Origin of the sequence: Streptosporangium fragile (assembly GCF_039534445.1) — a bacterium.
Classification (GTDB): domain Bacteria; phylum Actinomycetota; class Actinomycetes; order Streptosporangiales; family Streptosporangiaceae; genus Streptosporangium; species Streptosporangium fragile.
Genome location: NZ_BAAAVI010000079.1, coordinates 1 through 16,092 on the forward strand (window position 1 = coordinate 1; position 16,092 = coordinate 16,092).

Sequence of the window (16,092 nt, forward strand, 5' to 3'; positions counted from 1 at the left end):
TGTACTCGCTGACGATGTACGGGCGCTGCCCGTCCACCCCGGTCTCCAGCACCGCCGCGGTGCAGAACGGCGCGACCCGCTGGGTGGTGCTGACCTCGCGGACGAAGCGCTCCATGGCCTCCGCGTCCTGCGTGAGGTCGGCGCGGAGCAGCTTGACCGCGACCTTCGTCCCGTTCGCAGCCTCCCCGAGATACACCGTTCCCTGGCCGCCCTCACCGAGGCGTGCGGTGAGCTGGTACTCCCGTACGTGCCCGGGGTCCTCGGGCCGCAGGGGCGCAAGGTCCGGCATACTGACACTCTCCTTTACGGGCTTGGCGCCACAGTGTGCGGGCACAGGGCAACGGGCCACGCACCGTACCCGGTGCCGCTTGCGAAGTCTCCTGCGAGCTCAGCATCGCAGGGCGCACTTGTGCATGACTTGCACCCCGCCGGGCAGCCGGCTGCAGGACGAGTGTCGCTGTCCGGCTCCGAAGGCCGCGGCGTTCTCCCGTACCCACTGGGCGAAGGTCCGGGCCGGCCTGCCGGTGACCTCCTCCGGCGGGCTCTTCGTCACATCTCCCTTCGTTCGTCCCCCACACCGGTTCCAGGTCGGACGAAGGCAGGACGGCGGGGAAAGGAGCCGAGAAGACGAGGCGGAACCGATACCGCGCCTCGGCCTGATTTCACCGTCGCTTCGCGGACACGACCAGGACGAGGCCCTCTTCACCGGTTCCGCGTCTTCCCGGCAGGACCGGTATGCCTACGTCGGGTCAGTCCGCGGGGGCCGGTTCGACATGGTGATCGTTGTAGGGATACTGGTCATCACCGTGATCGACGATGGTGCTGCACCGGTACCGGACAAGCTCGATCATCGACGCCGGGTCGAGGTCCTCCTCGTCGTCTCCCCACTCCTCCTCGTCAACCGGGTCCAGGGCCTTGTCCACGTTGTAGTGCAGCCGGCCGTCGGCCAGGTAGTCGCGGCGGAAGTCGGTGCCCCACTGCGAGTTGCTCCCCCAGCCGTCCGAGCAGTCGTTGGTGGATCGTGACCGGCGCCAGAAGGTCCAGTACAGAGTGGATCGGTCGGCAATCCCCGCGACCAGATGCCTCGCCCCGGCGGTGACGACCACTCCGGCCCGCGTCAGCAGCATCGAGCCCATCATGTAGCCGGGCCAGCGCTCCTCGACGATCGAGGGCGGCTCGTCGGGGTCGTCGGCCTGCCGTACCTCGACGATCTCGTGGAAGAACGGGTGGAACCCCCGCCGGCCGATCCGGTCCGCGCCCAGCGCCTCGCAGAAGGCGGGATAGACACCGACCGGCGGGTACCACGCGTCCGGGGCCTCCGCCGGATCGTCCGGGGGATCCTGGTAGTTCAGGAGGAGCAGGTCGAGGATGCGGCTCACCGCGTACAGCCGCTCCAGCGGGCTGTAGCCCCGCTCGGGAGGTGTCCGCAGAGAGATCAGGTGACTTCCCGGCCGGCCCGCCTCCCGCACCTCCGTCACGTGCGCCGGATGCTCGTCCAGCCACCGCAGCAGCTCATCGGCCAGCCCGGGGTTCTCACCTCCGTGGCGGAGGGTGTTCTCGTACAGGTAACGCCACTGGTGACGCGGGTAGAGATCGTCGTTCACGCGCCCCAGAGTCCTATGAGACGACGCTTCCCGGCATCCGCCGCGAGGATGACCTCGGGGGAGGATTCGAGGACCTCTCTTCACTCGTCCGGGATCGGCAAGGTCCTGCCGAGCTCCGTACGCGGCCCGATGACGGCACACGCGATACCAGCCCGCACCTCGTCCGCTCGCTGAGCGCCTATTCATCAACCGCCCGTTGCCGACCGGATCAGATCACGGGTAACCCTGGCGCACGGCTCAGGCGTCACACATACACCCCAGCCATCCGGAGATGTCGTGACGTATCCCCCGCAGGGCCAGCGGCCACACGGTCAGCACCCGCGGCAGCCCGGCAGCCGCCAACCGCCACCGTACGGCCCTTACCCGCCTCCTCAGGGTTACCCACGACGGCCGATGGCATATGGGCCGGTACCGCCGCCGCACCATGCGACCGGCCGCTACCCGGTTCGACAGCCGATGCCGCAACCGCAGCCGATGCCGCAACCGCAGCAGCGCCGTGGCGGCTCAGCCCTCGCCGTGGCGACCATCGCGCTGGCCGTCGTCGCGTTGCTCGGCGTTTCCGTCGTCGCGACCCTTATGGTGCTCGACTCCGCCACCTCGACCGGATCATCCGGGGAAACACCGGAAGCAGTCCTGGTGGACCTGCCGGCGCAGGAGCAGACCGAGGCCGGGGCTCGCGCCGCCGCGCAGCAGGCGTTCGATCTGTACTCGGCCGGCTCCTACGGTGAGTTCTGGGACCGCTGGTCCGCGCAGTCGCAGTCCCTGATACCACGCGACGACTACATCAGCGTGTTCGAGCAGTGCCCGCAGGCCGCGCAGAACCTGCGGTTCACGATCGACTCGGTCACCGTCGACGGCACCGGCGCGAAGGTGAACGCCAACCGCCTGATCGCCGCCTTCACCTTCGATTTCACCTACGAAGGCCAGGCGTGGCGGTATGTACTCCCCGCCGACCAGCAGCAGGAGTACCGCACCAAGAACGTCGACCAGCTGGTCCAGGAACGGCGGGCATCCGGAGTCTGCGGCGGACAGGACGGCGGGCTACGGCTCACTCCCCCGCCGACTCCGTCCTTCGTCACGCAGACACCGACGGCACAGGCGCAGACCACGACGGTGGCGAAGGTCGGTGAAACCATCACCGTCAAGGGGCTGCAACCCGGCGTCGAAGTCGCCGTCACCCTCGACCGGTTCATCGGCAACGCGACTCCGAGCAGCCAGTTCCTGAAACCGAAAGACGGCAACCGCTACGTCGCCGTCGAACTCACCGTGAAGAACGTCGGCCAGGAGGTCTACACCGACTCGCCGATCGTCGGCGGAGCTCTGATCGACAGCGAAGGGCGACAGCATCAGCCGACGCTCGCAGAAGTGACAGAGGGAACCTCGTTCGGCGGATCGATCACCGTGAACCGCGGTGACATTCGCAAAGGCCTGATCGTATTTGAAGTCCCCGCCTCGGCGACGCCCGCCAAACTGCAGTTCGGGGTCGCGGTCGGCTGGCAGAAGGGCGAATGGGCGCTGTTTTAGCCGTCGGCCGGTGTCGGGAGCCGTCCACTTCCCGCCGAGTTGGTTGGCCGCCGTCCCGTTGGGGACGACGGCCGCCTTCCCGGAGTGGGATCGAAGGGGGTGTTGCCGTGCAGCGTTCCTCCATGGACCGCCGCGCGGCCTGTCGGCCGGCGTTCGCCGTGCGGAATCTCCCCCGGGCGGCTCGCATCGTGGCCGCGGCGCAGGCCGAAGTCGCCGATGAGCGAACGAGAAGGGGCGACGATGGGCGGGAGATTTCAAAAGATCACCTTCGGTGGTGTTGCCCTTGCCGCCGTCGCGCTTGCGACAGCGACCGGCGGCGTTCACCTCCTGGCGACCGCCGACGCCGTCGGCACCCGGCAGGGCGACACCCCGGCCTCCATCCCGTTCGAGAACCACGACCCTGAAGTGCGGGGGATGCTGCTCGGCCTGTTCTCCGGCTCGGCCACAAGGTACGCGGCGCAAGAGGAATTGGTGCGTCGCTGCATGGAGCAGCGCGGATTCGCCTATGTCAGCCCGGAAGGACGGCAGGCCGGAAGGACGGCAGGCCGGTCGTCGCCTGATCGCTCCACCGGCCACCGGTGCGGTGGCCGGCCAGGCTGACGGTACGTCGCAGCAGGTGATCGCGGACGGGACTGTGCGCGGCGGACAAGAACGGGAACCGGTTCTAGCGGATCGCACACTAACAAGAACATGAGCGTGACTCTATTCTCCGTTCATGCGAGCAGCACCGTCCCGCACGGCGCGCCTGGCCGCCTCCGCTCTGGCCGCCGCCCTGGCGTTCACCCTGGTAACCGGCAACGCTCGTGACCACGCGGCCACGGCCGCGGTCTCGGCCCAGACCCCGCTGACCGTCACGGCCAAGCGGCAGAACTGGGTCTTCCGCGACGGCGACGGCCGGGAGGTGACGCTGCGCGGGTTCAACGTGTCCGGCAGCACCAAGCTGTACGAGAACTCGTTGCTGCCGTTCCGTAACACCGCCGACGCCGCGCGCTCGGCCCAGGCCATGCGCGACCTCACCGGCGCGAACGTGATCCGCTTCCTCATCAGCTGGGAGGGCGTGCAGCCGTCCCCCTCCACCATCGACCACGCCTACCTCGACAAGGCGGTCGAGCAGATCCGCGCGTTCACCAGCCGGGGGATCCGCGTCCTGGTCGACTACCACCAGGACCTGTACTCCTCGTACCTGTTCAACCAGAACAGCTGGTACACCGGTGACGGCGCGCCCGAATGGGTGATCAAGGCCGGGAACTACCCCAAGGAGTCCTGCGGCATCTGCTTCCTGTGGGGGCAGAACATGCAGACCAACGGGGCGGTCCGCCAGGCCGCCTACGACTTCTGGCGGGATCGGCGCATCAGCACGGCCGCGGGCGAGGTCGGCGTCCAGGAGGCCTTCCTGCGGCAGGCGACGGCCGCCATGACCCACATCAGGCAGCGGCTGTCGGACCAGGAGTTCGCCTCCATCATCGGGTTCGACCCCTTCAACGAGCCCTTCGACGGCGGTCTTTCCGGAAAGAGCGGCCTGGAGTGGGAAAAGACCTACTTGATGCCCTTCTACCAGCGTTTCCGCGCTGCCATGGACGCCGCCGGGTGGGCGGCCAAGCCCGCCTTCGTCGAACCCCTGGTCTTCTGGAACACCGGCTTCTTCGAGGAGGGCGGGCTCAGCACGGTCGGCGCCCTCGGCACCCGGTACGTCTTCAACAGCCACTTCTACGACGGCGCCCGCATGACGCTCGACCTGTCGCCGGCCTCCGACGGGGTGTACGACGCGGCGATGAACGAGATCCGCGACCGGGCCCGCGCACTGGCCACCGCGCCTTTCGTCTCGGAGTTCGGCTACAAGCTGTCGGGCAACGGCAGCGACCGCACGCCGTGGATGGTGCGGGCCATGTACCAGGCCATGGACTCCGGGGTCCCCGGGAAGAGCTGGTGGCAGAACGCCGCCGCCGGCGGAGACGTGCTCTCCTCCACCCAGTGGCATTGGGACATCTACAGCGGCCGGCACCACGAGCTGATGAACCGCAACCCCGCCAAGGTGCAGACCGAGGGCGACGGCTGGAACGACGAGGACTTCTCCGTGGTCGCCGCCGGCGCGTCGGGCTCCCTGGCCGTCCGGCTGGACCAGGCGGTGCTGGACCGCCTCTACCCCTCCGCGGTCGCCGGTGATGTGCTGGCCTTCGCCTACGAGGACCTCGCCCGGTCCGGCTACGGCGGCGCCGGGCAGCAGCAGGCCTGGCTGGCCGTCCCGTCCTCCATGCCGAACATCGCCGCGCTGGTCAAGGACCGGCGGTTCGGCGTCCTGGTCTGGCGCGAACCCGCCACGGCCCCGGACGCCCCGACCGAACTGCACCTCCCGGCGTCCTTCACCGCCGCCACCACCGTCGTGGTCGGCGACGTGGCCACCCGCGTGGGCCTGCCCACCTCCGGACCGGCGGCGATCGCGACGGAGACCGGCTCGTCCACCGCCCACCGCCTGCTGCTGAGGCCGTCCGGCGCGGCACCGGGCACCGTGCACGCCGCCCTGGTGGTCGGCGCGGCCACCGGCCCCGCCGTCACCCCCGCCCAGCTGGCGGCCGCCGCCGCCGAACTGGCCGCTTGGAAAAACCAGCGCTTCCCCGGCTGACCACAGACGCTCTGCTCCTCTTCCGGCATGCGGAGCTCGCGGTGTCACCCCGGCCGGGCGCGGTGCCGCACGAACGCGCTGCGCGGCAGGTCGCCTCCCCGATCTCGCGCACGTCTCAGGACGTGCCGACGTCGCGGGTGGTTCCGTCGGCGATGGCCTGGAGTTTGTCGGGGTTGGCGATGTTGTGGATGGCGGCGATGCGACCCTCGGCGTCGAAGTCGAAGGTGACAGTGGCGATCACGCGGCCCGAACCGCTGAACACCATGCCCGGACCACCGTTGATCTCGACGAGTTCGGTGTTCATGTCGGCGGGCTCGACGCCCTGGTAGGCGACCTTGCCGATGGCCGCGAACCAGGCGGCCACCGTTTGCGCGCCCACGACCGGACGCAGGGCCTGGCGGACCTTGCCGCCGCCGTCGGTCCACAGTGTGACGTCCGGAGACACCAGTTCCATGAGGGTGTTGATGTCACCCCCGGTCGCGGCGGCGAGGAACCGCTCGGTGACGTCGCGCTGCCGCGACCGGTCCGCGGTGAAGCGTGGCCGCCGGGCCCGCACATGCTCGCGAGCACGGTGCGCGGCCTGGCGCACCGCGGCCTCGGTACGCTCCACCGCCTCCGCGATTTCGGCATGGCTGAAGCCGAAGACCTCCTTCAGCACGAACACCGCGCGCTCCAGCGGGCTCAGGGTCTCCAGCACCACCAGCATCGCCATCGACACCGACTCGGCGTTCGTGATGTCGTCGGCGGTGTCGCCACTGGTGAGAATGGGCTCCGGAAGCCACGGCCCCACGTAGGTTTCGCGCTGGTGCCGAGTGGACCGCAGCCGTTCCATCGCCAGGTTCGACACGATCCGCGCCAGATATGCCTTGGGGTCGGCCACCTGCGAACGGTCGGCGGCCGACCATTTGATCCAGGCGTCCTGGACCGCGTCCTCCGCGTCGGCCACGGTGCCGAGGACGCGGTAGGCCACCGAGAACAGCAGGTTGCGATGCTGGTTGAACACCTGCTGGTCGCGGTCCGTGGACGGGTGGGTCACCGCACCCCCCGAACACGGGTGAAGCGGCCGCCGCGGGGCCAGAACGCGCCCGAGGCCGGCGCCTTCTTCATGCGGTCGTAGGTCGGCCAGGGCGAAGCGGTCACCGTCTCCTTATACCGTGCCGCCAGGCGACCGGTCAGATACACCCGTCGGGGGCTGTCGTCGGGGTGGGTGAACTGAACGACCGCATCATGCCGTCCCAGGCTCACCGGTGTGTGGTAGTAGCCGAAGCGAAACGGCTTGGGCTGTTTGCCGTTCAGCGCGCGGACGATCGACACCGCGGCATGCACCCCGGTCGGCATGCCGCCCTGGCAGGTGCCGTGCATGACGCCGTAGCCCTGGCGGATCGCGGCCGCGTCGCCCACGGCGTACACATCCGGATGCGACACCGACCGCAGCGCGGCGTCGGTGACGATGCGGCCGCGCTCGTCGACGGTCAGACCGGCGGCGGCGGCCAGCGGCGGCACCCGCGTACCTGTCGTCCACAGGACGACATCGGCGGCGACGATCTCCCCGCCCGCCAGCTCGACCGCGTCGGGCAGCACCTTCACCACCTCGACCCCGCCGCGCACCCGGACACCCAGGCGTTCGAGCGCGGCCTGCAGATACGCCTTCGCCCCGGGGTTCATGGCCGCACCGGGTTCCTGTCGGCCCAGCAGCACGACGTTCAGCTCCGGGTACCGCTCGGCGATCTCCGCGGCCGACTCGACGCCGGTCAACCCGCTGCCACCGACCACGACCGTGCCGCGGCCGAGCCGGGCCAGCCGGTCGGCCAGCAACTCGGCGTCCTGGACGCTGTCGAGGGTGTACGCGTGGTCCTCCACACCCGGCACCGCCGCCGTGTCGGCCACGCTGCCCAGCCCGTACACCAGCGTGTCGTAGTGCAGCACCCGGTCGTCGTCGATCCGCACGGTCTTCGCGTCCGCGTCCACCGCCGTCACCCAGCCGCGCACGAACTGCGCACCCGTGCCCTCCAGCAGCTCCGGGATGTTCATCTCGGCGAGTTGCCGCCCGGTCGCCGAGATGTGCAGCCGCAACCGCTCGGTGAACCGCTCCTGGGGATTCACCAGGGTCACCTGCACGTCCTCGCGCCGCTTGACCCGAGCCGCGAGCTGGATCGCCGCGGCCATGCCCGCGTACCCCGCCCCCAGAACCAGAACGCGGTGCGTGGCCGCCGTGCCGGCTCCGTGCCGTGTGCTCATCGTCGTACCTCTCTCCTCGTGCTGACGACCACGAGATGCAAGCTGCCTGCCTGTCCGTGACATGAGATCGGTGTGACACGCGTCACAGTCGGCGTGAGGGCGCTCCCCGGCCTTGCGGGTGTCCCCGCTGACGACGACACGGGAGACGCGTGCGATGCCGGCCATGTCGGCGACGGGCTGATCAGTCCGGACAGGGGGCGGCGCTGGGACATGAGCCGATTCACGGTCAGGGGCAGCGACTTCACGGGCCACGTGGTCGCGCACCACCTGTTTCCCCGCGAAGAGCAGCGGACGCGATAAAGCCCGTTCTCCCTGTTCCACGGCTACCTCAGCAGCGACTTCGACCGGTGACGACCGGCGGCGCCCCCGCCTGGTCTTCCCGGTCGCCCACGGTCCCGTGTCAGGCGCTGCGGTCTGTGAAGGGGCCGCCGGCGGTGAAGGCCAGTTCGGCGAAGCGTTCGCCGATGCGGCGGTGGGTGGCGGCGTCCGGGTGGAGTCGGTCAGGCAGCGGCAGCTCGGCGAAGTCGGCCTGGCCATAGAGGTCACGGCCGTCGAGGTAGTGCAGGTTCGGGTCCTCGTCCGCCCGCTGCTCCACGATCCGGGCCAGTTCGTCCCGGATGACGCCCAGGGTCAGTTTCCCGCTCGCGCGCTCCGCCGGATCACCCGTGGCCCGGAAGCGCAGTCGTCCGGTGCTGAGGGCGGCGAGGTCCAGGGCGCCGGGACCGGGCGTGTCTTCGTGGATGGGGCACAGGATGGGCGAGACGACCAGTAGCGGCGCGGTGGGGTGGCCTTCGCGGATGGTGTCGAGGAAGCCATGGACGGCGGGGGTGAAGGCGCGCAGGCGCATCAGGTCGGTGTTGACCAGGTTGATGCCGATCTTGAGGCTGATCAGGTCGGCGGGGGTGTCCCGGATGGCGCGGGCGGTGAACGGGTCGAGCAGGGCGCTGCCGCCCAGGCCCAGGTTGATCAGTTCCACGCCGCCGCGGGAGGCGGCGAGCGCGGGCCAGGTGGTGGTGGGGCTCGCGGCGTCGGAGCCGTGACTGATCGAACTGCCGTGGTGCAGCCACACTTTGCGGCCCCGGTCCGGTGCGGGCTCGACGGGGGCGTCGGTGCGCAGGGCGACGAGTTCGGTGGTCTCGTTGTGCGGCAGCCAGATCTCGACGTCCTTGACGCCGTCGGGCAGGCCGGTGAAGCGGAGGGTGCCGGTCGGGCCGGGCCGGTTCTCGGCGGTCCCAGTGGCCATGTCGACGGTCAGGATGTTGCCGCCGGTCACGCTCGCCCGGCCGGCCGGACGGCCGTCGACGAGCAGGTCGTACACGCCGTCCGGGCGGGGTGGGGCGCCCACGTAGACCCGCTTGGTGGGCAGTGTGTCCAGTTCGACGGCGGTGGCCCGGGTCCGGAAGACCAGCCGTACGCCGGAGGGCTGGGTTTCCGCCATGGCGAGTTGTCCGTCGGCGCACTGGGCGCGGGCCCGGGCGGGCAACCGGTGCGGCAGCACCCCGTGGGCGGTGTGCTCCAGGTCGAGGGCGCCGCGCAGAATGTCCGCGGTGATGGGCGTGGTGATCCAGTCATGCCTGATGGTGTGCATTGTCACAGCCTGTCGAGAGAAACGTGTGGATTGTTCGGATTCGCCGATGCGTCGCGCGGCTGACGGCCTCCGGCAGGTGCGCCCAGGTCAGGGCACGGGCCAGTTCCGCAGCAGGGCGTCGAGAGCGTCCAGGATCCGCGACCAGGTTTCCTGCGTGTCGGGGGCGCTGTGACTGAACCCTCCCCCCATCTCCAGGCTGACGTAGCCGTGGAAGACGCTGCCCAGCAGCCGGACCGCGTGCGTCTGGTCCGGCCCCGTCAGGTCGTAGCCGCGCAGGATCGCCCGCGTCATCTGTGCGTGCCTGCCGCCGGCACTGGCGGCCGCCGCCTCCGAGTCAAGCCTGAACTGGGCCGCGGCATAGCGGCCGGGATGCTCCCGGGCGTAGTCGCGGTAGACGTTCGCCAGGGCGGTCAGGGCGTCCTTGGCGGCCCGCCCGGCCAACGCGGCGGCGCCCCGGTCGGCGAGTTCCTCCAGGGCGAGCAGGGCGATCCTGGTCTTGAGGTCATGGGAGTTCTTCACGTGCGAGTAGAGACTCGCGACCTTGACATCGAACCGCCTGGCGAGCGCCGAGACGGTCACCTGGTCGAAGCCGACCTCGTCGGCCAGCTCCGCCCCCGCCCGGACCAGGCGTTCCGTGGTCAGTCCTACGCGTGCCATGCCCTTCCCCCCATCTTCCATAACCGATTATGCATTTGCCTAACACTTTTAGGCAAAATAGCCTGCCCTTCATGAAGCCACTGAGTGAGCGGGAGATCCGCGCCGCGTTCGTGAACTGCACCAAGGGCGAGGCGAAGCGCCTGTCCGTCCCGCGCCACCTGGCCGACCAGCCCTGGGACGACCTGGACTACCTCGGCTGGCGGGATCCTCAGGCCCACGACCGCGCCTACCTCGTCATCACGCTGGACGACCGCCCGACGGCCCTCGCGCTGCGCTGCCCCAGCCCCGCCTCCTGGCAGACGCGGCGCGGCATGTGCTCGATGTGCCTGACCGCCCACACCGGCGGCGTCTCCCTGATGGTCGCGCCGAAGGCGGGGAAAGCCGGGCAGCAGGGCAACTCGGTCGGCACCTACATATGCAGCGACCTCGCCTGCTCGCTGTACGTGCGGGGCAAGAAGGACGCGGGCGTCGGCGCACGGCTCCACGAGTCGCTCACCCTGGAGGAGAAAATCCAGCGGACCGTGACGAACGTCGCCGCGTTCATCGCCGAGGTGACCGCATGACCCCGGACAGTCCGGCGGCGTCCGGACCGCTGTTTCGCGCACCGCCGACTGCGGCGGCGGCCCGCCCGACTGGGTCTGGCAAGGCGGCGCTGCCCGCTGGCGGCACCGGCCGTACTCCGAGGATGGCGATCAAGAACGTGTCCGGTTCCCCGTCGGATCCGCTCGCGCTGATCAAGCAGACCGACCGGGCCTCGCTCGAACACGCCTGGGCCCGGCCGAGGACACCCCCGCCGCGCCGGCCGGCCTTCTCGTCCCTTCGGAGGGGCAACAGCCCGGGGGCGGAGGCTCAAGGCACGTCCCGCCACGGGGCGCCGGTGCGGACTCGCCGCCCGCTCCCGTTGATGGACTGTCGTTTCGGCCCCCCGGCCGGACGACCACGCCCGGCCGTGTCCGGAAGCAACGGCTCAAGCACCTGCCACTGCCCATCAGCCGGATCTCCGCGCACGTTGTGATCATCTCGACGGGAAGCCACGCAGAGATCAACTCATGGAACAGACCCCAGCCGGGCCGCTCGTTTCGCCATGGAAGGCTGGATTTTCAATACCGGTCAGCGCGATGTGGCGTCACCCAAGGCCGCCGTCCGCAGAATGCCGCGCCCTTCGCGTGGTGCGAGCAGTCCGTCCTCGCTCAGGACGGGCGCGGGGCGCGGCGTTCCCTGCGCTGGGCGAGCTCTTCCTCGTCCACCAGGGTGAGCATCGGCTTACCCGGCTCGCACAGCATCGTGACGGTGAACCGCAGCGGGATGTCCTCGCGGTTGTTGCCGTCCTGGTAGTGGATGACGTCGCCACCCGGCTCCCAGAACGCCTGCCCGGCGCGCACGACCCGCTCCGGCTCGCCTTCCACCTCCAGCAGCATCTCGCCTTCCAGCACGAAGCCGAACGCCGGTCCGGAGTGCCGGTGCGGCGGCGTGCCAGGGTCACCGGGCGGGAACTCGATCACCACGGTCATCGCGTGCGCTCCCTGCGGGATGAACGGCGGTACGGCCTCCTGCAGCATGGTCAGCGCCGTCTGCCACGCGGTCGATCGCGGCTTGGGCCCGGTGACCGCCGGGTCGTCGTCGGGCATGGCGAACCACCTTTCGTAACCTGAGGGCGATGGAGCCCGGGGCGAGGACGCGCTACTTTCCGGCGGCGTTCCGGCCGGACCAGTCGCGGTAGCGAATCCGGCCGAGGGTGGCGCCGTCACCCGGCACCAGCGTCCGCTCGCCCAGCTCACTGTCGAAGTAGTGCGCGTGCACATCGGTGACCACCCGACGCGGATCATCCCAACCGCCCAGCACGTCGCGGAAGAACTCGTCCATCCGGAACTGCTCGGGCCCGGCGATCTCGATCCTGCCGTTCAAGGGCGAGCCCACCGCGACCCTGCCGACCGCCTGCGCGACCTCATCACCGGCGATGGGCTGGAAGAGCACGGGCGCCACCCGCACCGTGTCGCCGTCCGTGGCCCCGTCGGCGATGCTCCGGACGAACTCGAAGAACTGGGTCGCGTGCACGAGCGAGAACGGGATCGACGACTTCTCGATCAGCCGCTCCTGGACGATCTTCGCCCGGAAGTAGCCGTTCTCAGGCATCCGCTCCGTTCCCACCACCGACAACGCGACGTGGTGACCGACGCCGGCCGCCGCCTCCGCGGCGAGCAGATTGCGGGTGGAGGTCTCGAAGAACTCCAGCACCGCGGCGTCCTCGAACGACGGGGAGTTCGACACATCGATCACCACCTGCGCGCCGGCCAGCACCTCGGCCAGCCCTTCGCCGGTGATGGTGTTGACGCCGGTATTCGGCGACGCCGCCACCGCCTCGTGGCCGTGCTCCCCCAGCTTCGCCACCAGCTTCGACCCGATCAGGCCGGTTCCGCCGATTACGACGATCTTCATGGCAGACCCTTTCCGTTCACCGGGGCACCGTTGCCAACCGGTCGCCAGCTAAGACAGGGCAGCCTCCGGGCTTGTGACAGCTACCGCGGAATTCTTTTCGGGCCGCGGACGAAGCCATCGGCAACGATCAAGATTCCCACCCTGAACGTACCCGCTGACCTGCGACGATAACGAACCGGCGGCAGATCGCCCGGAGCCGGCCGCAGCGTGATGTCCATGACCGGCTTCCGCGAGCAGGGCCTCACCGGGGGGCACGCTCCGGGCGCGTGAGCCTCCGGGGCGCCACCTTCACCCGGGTGTCCCTCAATGACGCCGGCAGTTGAGGGTGTCCGCCGCGTGCTGTCGCCGGCTGTCCTCGGAGTCCATCGTGGCGAGCTCCGCTGACCAGGACCGACGCGGCGCCCCTCTTCCCCGGCGAGTGTATGTTGCTCCTTCGACCGCATCGACGAAAGTGCTTCCGGGAAGGACGACCGGGTAGCGGCGTGATTTGTGACATCCATGTCGGCGCGCACGGTCGCTCTGCCCGAGCTGCGCACGGAGGTGAACAGCAGGTGGCGGTCCGGGACAGGGACACCGGCGCAGCAGGAGGCGATGGCAGTGACGGCTCCTGAACCAGGCGAGCCGGAAGATCTCGAACAGGCCGCGGCGGTCTTCACGGGCCTGCGGTCGCGCCTGTTCCTGGAGGAACGGGACCAGCCCGGTCAGGGCGTGACCGTCGGCGATGGTGTGGGCGAGCTGGGCGGTGACGGCCGCGACCGCGACCACGAAGGTGAGGTCGAACAGAAGTTCGAGCGGGCTCGCGACGCGGTGCGGCTCGTCGGTGGGACGAGCGCTCATCCGGACTCGGATCCGGCACTCGGTGCTGGCGGGTGGCAAGGGCTCGCTCCTGTCGCTCTGTGAGTTCCTCCTGCGTGAAAGACAGGGCAGCGTTCCGATCTGTGACAACGCGGCGTCGGGATACGAATCAGGAGCTGTGCTTCTCGTAGAGCTGTCACAGGCCGCCAGGCTGTCCTGCCTTGGCCGGTAACCCTGTCCTTGGCTGGCGCCTGCGTCGGGACTCCCGACGAGATCGTCATCGCCGATCCTGTCGCCGAGGTGTCCGAGAAGGTCAAGGGGGCGCGAGCGGAGGCCCGCGCGCGGAAGGGCTGGATCATGGACAGCTACCTTCTGCGACGCCGCCGTCGAACCGCGGTCGACGTCTTGTCGGGTGTCCCGCGGAGCGCTGATCCGACGGCGAGCGCGACGATCACTTCCGCCGGCGGAAGGAGCTAGTCCACGAGATCCACCGGCGTACCGTCCTCGCGCAGGTTGGCGACGATCTCGGGGTCGGCCTCCCCGCCGGTGATCAGGAGATCCACCTCGGCGAGGGCACAGACGGGCGCGAGCCCCGTCCGGCCCAGCTTGGAGGAGTCGGCGAGTACCATGTGCCGCCGGGAGGCCCCGATCATCTTGCGCTTCATCTCGGCTTCCAGGAGGTTGAGGCCGGTGACGCCGGACCTCAGGTGGACGCCGTGGCAGCCGAGGAAGAGCGTGTCGGCGTGGATCCGTTCGAGCATGGGCGCGCCGAGTGGGTCGACGAGCGCGTGAGTGACAGGCCGTAGCGTCCCACCGGTGATCAGCACGGTGATACGCGGTATGGCCGGCTCCAGCTCGACGGCCACCCGGAGGCTGTTGGTGAAGACGACGACGTCGGTCAGGTCGGCGCGGGCGACGAGGGCGCGGGCGAGGAAGGTCGTGGTGGTGCCGGCGTCGATGATCAGGCTCTCCCCGCTGGTCACCAGGCCGGCCGCGTGCCGGGCCAGACGGGTCTTCTCCAGCGCCGCGCTGCCGAGCGAGACCTCGAAGGACGGCTCGGCCGGCCGGGACGGCTTCGCCGGGATCGCGCCGCCGCGGACGCGACGGATGGCTCCCTGCTTGTCGAGGAGCTCCAGGTCGGCGCGGATCGTGACGCTGGTGACGCCGAAGATCTCGGCCAGATCCGTGACGCGGACGAACTCGTGCTCCAGCACCATGGAGACGATGCGTTCTCGCCGGGTGTCCACGGCGATGTCCGGTGCCGCCGCCGCGTCCGCCATCAGCTCGCCCTGCCTGACATGGTCCGCCTGCCTCGTACGATGCCCGCGGGCAGCAGCGTCCGGTGCGCGTCGATGAGCTCGTCGCACAGGTCGTCGATGGCCGACACGGGCAGGGTGGCCGAGGTGTTGGGGTCGAGCATGGCCGCCTGGTACACCGCCGATCGTTGTTCCTCGAGGGCCGCGGTCACTGTCAGCTCTACCACATTGAGAAACGTCCGGTTCAACGCGGCCAGTTGGACGGGCAGCGACCCGATCGGCAGCGGGTGGACGCCGGATCCGTCGACGATGGCCGGCACCTCCACACATGCCTCGGCGGGGAGGTTGTCGATGAGCCCGGCGTTCGGCAATGTCAGATAGACCTCGCGGGATGTCCCGGTGACCATGGAGTGGATCACCTCGGATGCCACCTCGAAGTGCTTCCACCTGGCGAGCAGCGGTTCGCCGGAGGCCAGCGAGCCGCGAAGCCGCTCGTACGAGTCGAGCTTGCGCGCGCTCCGCCGCAGGGACTCGTCCACCGGCAGGCCGAGCCGTACGACCTCCTTGTCGTGCGGGAGGAACCACGGCACGTACTCGGCGGCGTGCTCGCTCGACTCCGTGGGGAAGTAGCCGAAACGACGGTAGATCTCGCTGCGGACGTGGCCGCGCAGCTCCTGATCGCTCTCCATGAGCAGGTCGAGCTCGGGGTAGAGCGAGCGCCCTTCGCTTTCGAAGCGCAGCACGAAGGACTGGTGGTTCACTCCGGCCGTGCGGAAGGCGATCTCCTCCAGCTCGCGGCCGACCAGGTCGGCCAGGAGGGCGTGGGTGTCACGGACCGAGTAGCACAGTCCGGCGACGTTGCGGAGCGGCGTGCCCGCGCGGACCGCCCAGCACAGTGTGGCCATCGGATCGGTGTAGTTCAGCAGCCAGGCGTCGGGGCACAGCTCGGCCATGTCCCCGGCCAGGCCGACCAGTTCGGGTATGGTCCGCAGGGCGCGGAAGATGCCGCCGACGCCGATGGTGTCTCCCAGCGTCTGCCGCAGGCCGTACCGGCGGGGAATCTCGAAGTCGCGCAGCACCGCGTCGTAGCCGCCGATGTCGAACTGGCAGATGACAAAGTCCGCCCCGTCGAGCAGCGGCCGCCTGTCCTCGCCGCCGTCGACGCGGGCGCGTGCGCCCGTCTCGGAGTCGAGTCTGGAGGCGAGCGCCTGCGCCGTGGCGAGCCGTCCGGGATCCACGTCGTGCAGCGCGACGTGGAGCGCACCGGCGAGTTCCGCGCAGGAGAAGAGATCCGAGAGGATCTTCCGAGTGAGTTCGACGTTGCCAGCCCCGGTGATGACGACCTTTGTCATCCGAAACCTCCTGAGGACAGGA

16 protein-coding genes are annotated in these 16,092 nt (G+C 69.7%); 5 read left to right on the top strand and 11 right to left on the bottom strand.

Annotated features, from left to right (window positions below; genetic code table 11):
• A partial coding sequence (locus ABD841_RS34515; protein ID WP_344980574.1) for a protein kinase occupies positions 1-289 on the bottom strand: 289 nt, incomplete at its 3' end.
• 460 nt (positions 290-749) lie between these two features.
• The gene (locus ABD841_RS34520; RefSeq protein ID WP_344980576.1) at positions 750-1,604 is read right to left on the bottom strand and encodes a hypothetical protein; all 855 of its coding nucleotides are present in this window, start codon (positions 1,602-1,604) and stop codon (positions 750-752) included.
• Positions 1,605-2,120: 516 nt separating this feature from the next.
• On the opposite strand from ABD841_RS34520, the gene ABD841_RS34525 reads away from it, so the two are divergent.
• The 3 genes from ABD841_RS34525 (at position 2,121) to ABD841_RS34535 (ending at position 5,748) form a co-directional block, all read left to right on the top strand.
• The gene (locus tag ABD841_RS34525; RefSeq protein ID WP_344980578.1) at positions 2,121-3,128 is read left to right on the top strand and encodes a DUF4352 domain-containing protein; all 1,008 of its coding nucleotides are present in this window, start codon (positions 2,121-2,123) and stop codon (positions 3,126-3,128) included.
• Between the two features lie 216 nt (positions 3,129-3,344).
• Positions 3,345-3,728, top strand: coding sequence for a hypothetical protein (locus tag ABD841_RS34530; RefSeq protein ID WP_344980580.1), 384 nt, complete (start codon positions 3,345-3,347; stop codon positions 3,726-3,728).
• Between the two features lie 115 nt (positions 3,729-3,843).
• The gene (locus ABD841_RS34535; RefSeq protein WP_344980582.1) at positions 3,844-5,748 is read left to right on the top strand and encodes a cellulase family glycosylhydrolase; all 1,905 of its coding nucleotides are present in this window, start codon (positions 3,844-3,846) and stop codon (positions 5,746-5,748) included.
• Between the two features lie 115 nt (positions 5,749-5,863).
• Here ABD841_RS34535 and ABD841_RS34540 read toward each other — a convergent pair whose 3' ends face one another.
• The 4 genes from ABD841_RS34540 to ABD841_RS34555 all read right to left on the bottom strand — a co-directional run bounded on the left by ABD841_RS34540 (position 5,864) and on the right by ABD841_RS34555 (position 10,231).
• Positions 5,864-6,784 (bottom strand): RNA polymerase sigma-70 factor, encoded by a 921-nt coding sequence (locus ABD841_RS34540; RefSeq protein WP_344980584.1) that lies wholly within the window; start codon positions 6,782-6,784, stop codon positions 5,864-5,866.
• Complete coding sequence (locus ABD841_RS34545) at positions 6,781-7,986, bottom strand: NAD(P)/FAD-dependent oxidoreductase (RefSeq protein ID WP_344980586.1); 1,206 nt, start codon at positions 7,984-7,986, stop codon at positions 6,781-6,783. The genes ABD841_RS34540 and ABD841_RS34545 overlap by 4 nt, the downstream gene beginning before the upstream one ends.
• A gap of 400 nt (positions 7,987-8,386) precedes the next feature.
• Entirely contained in the window at positions 8,387-9,574 is a 1,188-nt protein-coding gene (locus ABD841_RS34550) for a GDSL-type esterase/lipase family protein (RefSeq protein WP_344980588.1), read from the bottom strand.
• Between the two features lie 87 nt (positions 9,575-9,661).
• Entirely contained in the window at positions 9,662-10,231 is a 570-nt protein-coding gene (locus ABD841_RS34555; protein WP_344980590.1) for a TetR/AcrR family transcriptional regulator, read from the bottom strand.
• A gap of 71 nt (positions 10,232-10,302) precedes the next feature.
• On the opposite strand from ABD841_RS34555, the gene ABD841_RS34560 reads away from it, so the two are divergent.
• Positions 10,303-10,794: an FBP domain-containing protein gene (locus ABD841_RS34560; RefSeq protein ID WP_344980592.1), complete on the top strand. Its 492-nt coding sequence runs from the start codon at positions 10,303-10,305 to the stop codon at positions 10,792-10,794.
• Between the two features lie 286 nt (positions 10,795-11,080).
• Here ABD841_RS34560 and ABD841_RS40980 read toward each other — a convergent pair whose 3' ends face one another.
• The 3 genes from ABD841_RS40980 to ABD841_RS34570 form a co-directional block, all read right to left on the bottom strand.
• Positions 11,081-11,266, bottom strand: a complete 186-nt coding sequence (locus ABD841_RS40980; RefSeq protein ID WP_425582089.1) for a transposase — start codon at positions 11,264-11,266, stop codon at positions 11,081-11,083.
• Between the two features lie 155 nt (positions 11,267-11,421).
• On the bottom strand, positions 11,422-11,859 hold the full coding sequence (locus tag ABD841_RS34565; protein WP_344980594.1) for a cupin domain-containing protein: 438 nt from the start codon (positions 11,857-11,859) through the stop codon (positions 11,422-11,424).
• A 52-nt stretch (positions 11,860-11,911) separates the two neighbouring features.
• Positions 11,912-12,667, bottom strand: coding sequence for an SDR family oxidoreductase (locus ABD841_RS34570; RefSeq protein WP_344980596.1), 756 nt, complete (start codon positions 12,665-12,667; stop codon positions 11,912-11,914).
• Positions 12,668-13,165: 498 nt separating this feature from the next.
• On the opposite strand from ABD841_RS34570, the gene ABD841_RS34575 reads away from it, so the two are divergent.
• The gene (locus tag ABD841_RS34575; protein ID WP_344980598.1) at positions 13,166-13,567 is read left to right on the top strand and encodes a hypothetical protein; all 402 of its coding nucleotides are present in this window, start codon (positions 13,166-13,168) and stop codon (positions 13,565-13,567) included.
• Between the two features lie 368 nt (positions 13,568-13,935).
• Here ABD841_RS34575 and ABD841_RS34580 read toward each other — a convergent pair whose 3' ends face one another.
• Together ABD841_RS34580 and melA are read right to left on the bottom strand one after the other, a co-directional pair.
• Positions 13,936-14,742, bottom strand: a complete 807-nt coding sequence (locus tag ABD841_RS34580) for a DeoR/GlpR family DNA-binding transcription regulator (protein WP_344980600.1) — start codon at positions 14,740-14,742, stop codon at positions 13,936-13,938.
• Complete coding sequence (melA, locus tag ABD841_RS34585) at positions 14,742-16,070, bottom strand: alpha-galactosidase (RefSeq protein ID WP_344980602.1); 1,329 nt, start codon at positions 16,068-16,070, stop codon at positions 14,742-14,744. Before melA ends, ABD841_RS34580 begins: the two co-directional genes overlap by 1 nt.
• Positions 16,071-16,092: the final 22 nt, after the last annotated feature.

What these genes read in the sequence shown, in the direction of transcription:
- ABD841_RS34530 (WP_344980580.1), top strand. Translation starts at nt 3,345, where the DNA reads ATGAGCGAACGAGAAGGGGCGACGATGGGCGGGAGATTTCAAAAGATC.
- ABD841_RS34535 (WP_344980582.1), top strand. Translation starts at nt 3,844, where the DNA reads ATGCGAGCAGCACCGTCCCGCACGGCGCGCCTGGCCGCCTCCGCTCTG.
- ABD841_RS34545 (WP_344980586.1), bottom strand. Translation starts at nt 7,986, where the DNA reads ATGAGCACACGGCACGGAGCCGGCACGGCGGCCACGCACCGCGTTCTG.
- ABD841_RS34550 (WP_344980588.1), bottom strand. Translation starts at nt 9,574, where the DNA reads ATGCACACCATCAGGCATGACTGGATCACCACGCCCATCACCGCGGAC.
- ABD841_RS34555 (WP_344980590.1), bottom strand. Translation starts at nt 10,231, where the DNA reads ATGGCACGCGTAGGACTGACCACGGAACGCCTGGTCCGGGCGGGGGCG.
- ABD841_RS34560 (WP_344980592.1), top strand. Translation starts at nt 10,303, where the DNA reads ATGAAGCCACTGAGTGAGCGGGAGATCCGCGCCGCGTTCGTGAACTGC.
- ABD841_RS34565 (WP_344980594.1), bottom strand. Translation starts at nt 11,859, where the DNA reads ATGCCCGACGACGACCCGGCGGTCACCGGGCCCAAGCCGCGATCGACC.
- ABD841_RS34570 (WP_344980596.1), bottom strand. Translation starts at nt 12,667, where the DNA reads ATGAAGATCGTCGTAATCGGCGGAACCGGCCTGATCGGGTCGAAGCTG.
- ABD841_RS34575 (WP_344980598.1), top strand. Translation starts at nt 13,166, where the DNA reads ATGTCGGCGCGCACGGTCGCTCTGCCCGAGCTGCGCACGGAGGTGAAC.
- ABD841_RS34580 (WP_344980600.1), bottom strand. Translation starts at nt 14,742, where the DNA reads ATGGCGGACGCGGCGGCGGCACCGGACATCGCCGTGGACACCCGGCGA.
- melA (WP_344980602.1), bottom strand. Translation starts at nt 16,070, where the DNA reads ATGACAAAGGTCGTCATCACCGGGGCTGGCAACGTCGAACTCACTCGG.